The following is a 5,965-nucleotide window of genomic DNA, read 5'->3' on the forward strand; positions in this document are numbered from 1 at the left end:
ATGTACACCAGAGATCAACTGTGGGAGCGAGCCTGCTCGCGAAGGCGCCCGCACAAACGCTACATCACTTACCGACGAACTCAGCCTCGCGCTTGGCAATAAACGCCGCCATCCCTTCCTTCTGATCCTGCGTCGCAAACGCGGCATGGAACACCCGGCGCTCGAAGCGCACGCCTTCGGACAGGCTCACTTCAAAGGCGCGGTTGACGCTTTCCTTGACCATCATCGCGATCGGCAACGATTTTTTGGCAATCAACGTCGCGACTTTCAACGCTTCGTCCAGCAGCTCATCGCTCGGCACGATGCGTGCGGCGATGCCGCAACGCTCCGCTTCCACCGCATCGATCAGACGACCGCTGAGGCACATTTCCATGGCCTTGGCCTTGCCCACGGCGCGTGTCAGGCGCTGAGTGCCACCCATGCCCGGCAGCACGCCGAGGTTGATTTCCGGCTGACCGAACTTCGCGTTGTCACCAGCCAGGATGAAATCGCACATCAGCGCCAGTTCACAGCCGCCGCCCAGGGCGAAACCGTTGACCGCGGCGATGATCGGCTTGCGGCGGTTGGCCACGCGATCGCTGTCGCTGAACAGGTCGTCGAGGTAAATCTGCGGGTAGGTCAGCTCGGCCATTTCCTTGATGTCGGCACCGGCGGCAAAGGCTTTTTTCGAGCCGGTCAGCACGATGCAACCGATGTTCGAGTCAGCTTCCAGGCCGTCGAGGGCATGGTTCAGTTCGCTGACGATCTGCGCATTCAAGGCGTTCAGCGCCTGTGGGCGGTTCAGCGTGATCAGGCCGACGCGGCCGTGGGTTTCCAGCAAAATCGTTTCGTAGTTCACGTAGTGTTTTCCTTCTCAAAGATTGCGCGAAATGACCATCCGCTGAATATCGCTGGTGCCTTCGTAGATCTGGCAGACCCGCACATCGCGGTAGATCCGCTCCAGCGGGAAGTCGTTCAGGTAACCGTAGCCACCGAGGGTTTGCAACGCCGAGGAACAGACCTTTTCGGCCATTTCCGAGGCGAACAGCTTGGCCATCGACGCTTCGACCAGGGCCGGTTTGCCGCTGTCCCTCAACGCTGCTGCGTAGTGCACCATCTGCCGGGCCACCGCAATTTGGGTGGCCATGTCCGCCAGGCGGAACGCCACGGCCTGATGCTCGATGATCGGCTTGCCGAAGCTCTCGCGTTCACGGGCGTAGTCGCGGGCCGCTTCGAAGGCGGCGCGGGCCATGCCCACCGATTGCGAAGCGATGCCGACACGCCCGCCTTCGAGGTTGGCCAGGGCGATCTTGTAGCCCTCGCCTTCTTCGCCCAGGCGGTTGGCCACCGGGACTTTCACGTCTTCAAACAGAATCTGGCAAGTGTCGGACGCATGCTGGCCGAGTTTGTCTTCGACCCGGGCGACTTTGTAACCCGGCGAATCGGTCGGCACGATCAGTGCCGTGATCCCGCGTTTGCCGGCACTCGAGTCAGTGACGGCGAACACAATCACCACCCCGGCGTTCTGCCCGGAGGTGATGAACTGTTTGCAGCCGTTGAGTACGTAGTGATCGCCTTCCAGCCGCGCACGGGTTTTCAGGCCGCTGGCGTCGGAGCCGGCCTGGGGCTCGGTCAAGGCGAATGCGCCGAGCATCGCGCCGCTGGCCAGTGGCTTGAGGAAGCGCTCTTTCTGGTCGTCGTTGCCGTAATTGAGGATCGGCACGCAACCCACCGAGTTGTGCACGCTCATGATGGTCGAGCAGGCACCATCGCCGGCGGCGATTTCTTCCAGGGCCATGGCGTAGGCCAGGTAACCGGTGTCGCAACCGCCCCACTGCTCCGGCACCAACATGCCGAAGAAGCCCAGCTCGGCCATCTCGCCGATGGCTTCCTTGGGGAAACGGTGCTCGCGGTCCCATTCGGCGGCGAAGGGTTTCAGCCGTTCCTGGGCAAACTGCCGGGCCGCGTCGCTGATCTGAAGTTGTTCGTCATTGGGGATCATGGTGAATCCTTAAAATCCGGGGTACGACAAAGAACTCTGTGGGAGCCAGCCTGCTGGCGATGGCGTCGTGTCAGTCAAAATCTACTTTCATGACACACCGTCATCGCCAGCAGGCTGGCTCCCACAGGGGTAAGGCTGGCTTAGTAAAGGCATTCCACGGCCATCGCCGTCGCTTCACCACCACCAATACAAATCGCCGCCACGCCACGCTTCAAGCCTTTCTGGCGCAGGGCCGAGAGCAAGGTCACCAGAATCCGCGCGCCGGACGCACCGATCGGGTGGCCCAGGGCACAAGCGCCGCCGCGCACGTTGAGCTTCTCGTGAGGGATCTCCAGGTGGCTCATCGCGGCCATGCCGACCACGGCGAAGGCTTCGTTGACTTCAACCAGGTCCACCTGATCCAGCGACCAGCCGGTTTTCTTCATCAGCTTCTTGATCGCGCCAATCGGTGCCACCGGGAACAGGCCCGGGGTATCGGCGAACGCCGCGTGGCCATGAATCACCGCCAGTGGCTTGAGACTCCGCTTGTCAGCTTCGGAGCGGCGCATCAGCACCAGTGCCGCCGCGCCGTCGGAAATCGAACTGGAGTTCGCCGCCGTGACGGTGCCGCCTTCGCGGAACGCCGGTTTCAGTGAGGCGATCTTGTCCAGTTTGGCTTTCGGTGGCTGCTCGTCGTTGCTGATCACCACTTGTTCCTTGCCGACGGTGACGGTCAACGGCACGATCTCGTCCTTGAAGCTGCCATCCTTGATCGCCTGCTGCGCGCGGGTGGTCGAGGCAATGGCGAACGCATCCTGGGCTTCGCGGCTGAAGTCGTTGGTTTCAGCGCAGTCTTCGGCAAAGGTGCCCATCAGGCGGCCTTTGTCGTAGGCGTCTTCCAGGCCATCCAGGAACATCGAATCGAGCACCCGGCCGTGGCCCATGCGATAGCCGCTGCGAGCGCGGTCCAGCAGGTAGGGCGCGTTGGACATGCTTTCCATGCCGCCGGCAATCACCACATCGGCGCTGCCAGCCAACAGCATGTCATGGGCCAGGATGGCGGTTTCCATACCAGAGCCGCACATCTTGTTCACGGTGGTGCAGCGGGTCGACTTGTCCAGCCCCGCACCCAGCGCCGCCTGACGCGCAGGAGCCTGGCCCAGACCGGCGGGCAATACGCAGCCGAACAGCACTTCATCGACCGCATCCGTCGCCACACCGGCGCGCTCGACGGCGGCCTTGATCGCGGCGGCACCGAGTTGCGGTGCGGTCAGGCTTTTGAGTTCGCCCTGGAACCCGCCCATCGGGGTGCGGACGGCGCTGACGATAACGATTGGATCATTTGCGATAGTCATGACAAATCCTCCTTATTTGGCCGCCATGCGCAAAGCACCGTCGAGACGGATCACCTCGCCATTGAGCATGCTGTTTTCAATGATATGCCTGACCAGCTGCGCATACTCGGCCGGTTTGCCCAGGCGCGGCGGGAACGGCACACCGGCCGCCAGGGCGTCGCGGACTTCCGGGGTCATGCCGGCCATCATCGGCGTTTCGAAAATACCCGGGGCGATGGTCATCACGCGGATGCCGAAACGCGCCAGCTCACGGGCGGCGGGCAAGGTCAGGCTGACGATGGCGCCTTTGGAGGCCGCGTAGGCCGCCTGGCCGATCTGGCCGTCGTACGCCGCCGCCGACGCGGTGTTGATGATCACGCCGCGCTCGCCATCGGTGTCCGCTTCGGTCTCGGCAATCGCCGCCGAGGCCAGACGCAGCATGTTGAAGCTGCCGATCAGGTTGACGTTGATCACCTGGCTGAAACTGGCCAAGGCGTGCGGACCGTTCTTGCCGAGGATCTTCTCGCCGCGCACGATGCCCGCGCAGTTGACCAGGCCATTGAGACCGCCAAAGGCCTTGACCGTCGCCTGCACCGCCGCTTCAGCCGCCGCTTCGTCGCTGATGTCCGCCACCACGCTGTGCGCGCCCAAACGCTGGGCCTGCGCCGCGACCGCTTCGGCGTTCATGTCCACCAGCATCACTTTGGCACCGGCGCCGACCAGCATTTCAGCGGTGGCCGCACCCAGGCCGGAAGCACCGCCGGTGACGAGAAAAACCTTGTTTTCGATCTGCATCATTGTTTCCTTGGATTCAAGCTGAAACGTTCTTCGCCGCGGCCTCTTGAGCCTTGGCGATTTCCTGGTTGCGCAAGATAAAGCGCTGCAATTTGCCGCTTGGGGTTTTCGGCAACTCGCTGACAAATTCGATTTCACGGGGGTACGAGTGCGCCGCCAGGCGCTTGCGCACATGCTGACGCAGTTCCTCGGCCAGTTCCGGCGCAGCGCGGTACTGTGCGCTGAGCACGACGAAGGCTTTGACCAGTTCGGTGCGCTCCGGATCAGGCTTGCCGACCACTGCCGCTTCCACCACTGCCGGGTGTTCGATCAAGGCACTTTCCACATCGAACGGGCCGACGCGGTAGCCGGAAGTGGTGATCACGTCATCGCTGCGACCGACGAAGCTGATGCTGCCGTCCGGGTTCCATTCGACGGTATCGCCGCTCAGGTAATAGTTGCCGACGAAGGCCTTGGTCGGTGCGCCCTGGTAACCAGCGAACCAGCACATTGGCGACTGGGTACGGTCGATGGCCAGGATGCCCGGCTGGCCGACCCCCAGTTCCTTGTATTCATCGTCCAGCACCACGATGCGGTGACCGGGCGAGGCAAAACCGGCGGCGCCCAGATGAATCGGATGTTCCAGGCCATGGTGGTTGCACAGGACCATGCCCAGTTCTGTCTGGCCGTAGTGGTCATGAATCACCACGCCCAGGTTGTCGGCGAACCAGCGGATCACTTCCGGGTTCAGCGGCTCGCCGGCGCTGCTGACGATGCGCAGCTTGCCATTGATCGACTTGGCGAATTCGTCGCCGCCGGCAATCAACAGGCGGTAAGCGGTGGGCGAACCGGTGAGGTTGGTAATGCCGTATTTGTTGATCACCCGGCAGGTGCTTTCGAGGGTGAACGGGCCATCGTAGAAGGTGATCGGGTGCCCCATGGCCATCGGCCCGGTGACGCCGAAATAAATGCCATAGGCCCAGCCCGGATCGGCGACGTTCCAGAATGCGTCTTCCGGGCGCAGGTCCACAGCGTCGCGGGTATAGCTCTCGAACGCGACGATGGCCTTGAGCGGCACCGACAGCGCTTTCGACGGGCCGGTGGTGCCCGAGGTGAACATCAGCAGGAACGGGTCTTCACCGGTGAGCATTACCGGTTCACAGACGTTGGAATAGTTGGCCAGTTCGGCCCAGAAGCTGTAATCGCCCTGCACAATGCCCTGCCCCTTGGGGCCGGCAACGGTGACGATGGTCGGGCAATCGGCGACTTCGGCGAGTTTCGAGCGGTTGACCGCGTCGGTGACCACCACTTTGGCGCCGGAGCTGCCGAGGCGATGCTCGATGGCTTTCGGGCCGAAGGCGGTGAACAGTGGCTGGTAGACCGCGCCGATGCGCCAGGTGGCGAACACGGTGATGAGCAATTCGATGTTACGTGGCAGCAGGCCCGCGACTTTGTCGCCCTTCTGCACCCCCTGGCTCAAGAGGAAATTGGCGAAACGCGCGGCCTTGTCCTGCAGGTCGCTGAAGGTGTACATCGCGCTGGCGCCATCGCGGCCTTCCCAGAACAGCGCGATGCGCCCCGGCAAGGCATGCCGGTCACAACACTCGATGCAGGCATTGAGGGCGGTCAGATCGCCTGCGAGTGCGGCGTCGACGGTGTGCTGATAATTGAACTGTGAAACAGCAGACAAGTAATCGCGCATTGCCAGAATCCCTCTGTGTTTTTTATTAGGTTGGGGGAACCGTAACCAACAGGGAAATACTCGCTCTGCGCGAGGGGTGGGGCAATGGTCAAAGTTATCAAGTTGCTTGACTGGTTTGGCCAAGGTTCAAGGGATGCGGTGCCTGACAGGACCTCTTCGCGAGCAGGCTCGCTCCCACAATTGAAATGTATACCC

5 protein-coding genes are annotated in these 5,965 nt (G+C 62.4%); all 5 read right to left on the reverse strand.

Annotated features, from left to right (window positions below):
• Window positions 1–64 precede the first annotated feature (64 nt).
• The 5 genes from ACW9HW_RS28325 to ACW9HW_RS28345 all read right to left on the reverse strand — a co-directional run bounded on the left by ACW9HW_RS28325 (window position 65) and on the right by ACW9HW_RS28345 (window position 5,770).
• Window positions 65–838 (reverse strand): enoyl-CoA hydratase, encoded by a 774-nt coding sequence (locus ACW9HW_RS28325; protein WP_095194799.1) that lies wholly within the window; start codon window positions 836–838, stop codon window positions 65–67.
• 15 nt (window positions 839–853) lie between these two features.
• On the reverse strand, window positions 854–1,981 hold the full coding sequence (locus ACW9HW_RS28330; RefSeq protein ID WP_457402625.1) for an acyl-CoA dehydrogenase: 1,128 nt from the start codon (window positions 1,979–1,981) through the stop codon (window positions 854–856).
• A 140-nt stretch (window positions 1,982–2,121) separates the two neighbouring features.
• Window positions 2,122–3,315: an acetyl-CoA C-acyltransferase gene (locus ACW9HW_RS28335; protein ID WP_457402627.1), complete on the reverse strand. Its 1,194-nt coding sequence runs from the start codon at window positions 3,313–3,315 to the stop codon at window positions 2,122–2,124.
• A 12-nt stretch (window positions 3,316–3,327) separates the two neighbouring features.
• On the reverse strand, window positions 3,328–4,089 hold the full coding sequence (locus ACW9HW_RS28340) for an SDR family NAD(P)-dependent oxidoreductase (RefSeq protein ID WP_457402628.1): 762 nt from the start codon (window positions 4,087–4,089) through the stop codon (window positions 3,328–3,330).
• A gap of 16 nt (window positions 4,090–4,105) precedes the next feature.
• Window positions 4,106–5,770 carry an AMP-binding protein gene (locus tag ACW9HW_RS28345; protein WP_457402630.1) on the reverse strand — a complete coding sequence of 555 codons (1,665 nt, stop codon included), beginning with the start codon at window positions 5,768–5,770 and terminating at the stop codon, window positions 4,106–4,108.
• Between the last annotated feature and the right edge of the window lie 195 nt (window positions 5,771–5,965).

The organism is Pseudomonas sp. SDO5532_S415 (assembly GCF_054071155.1).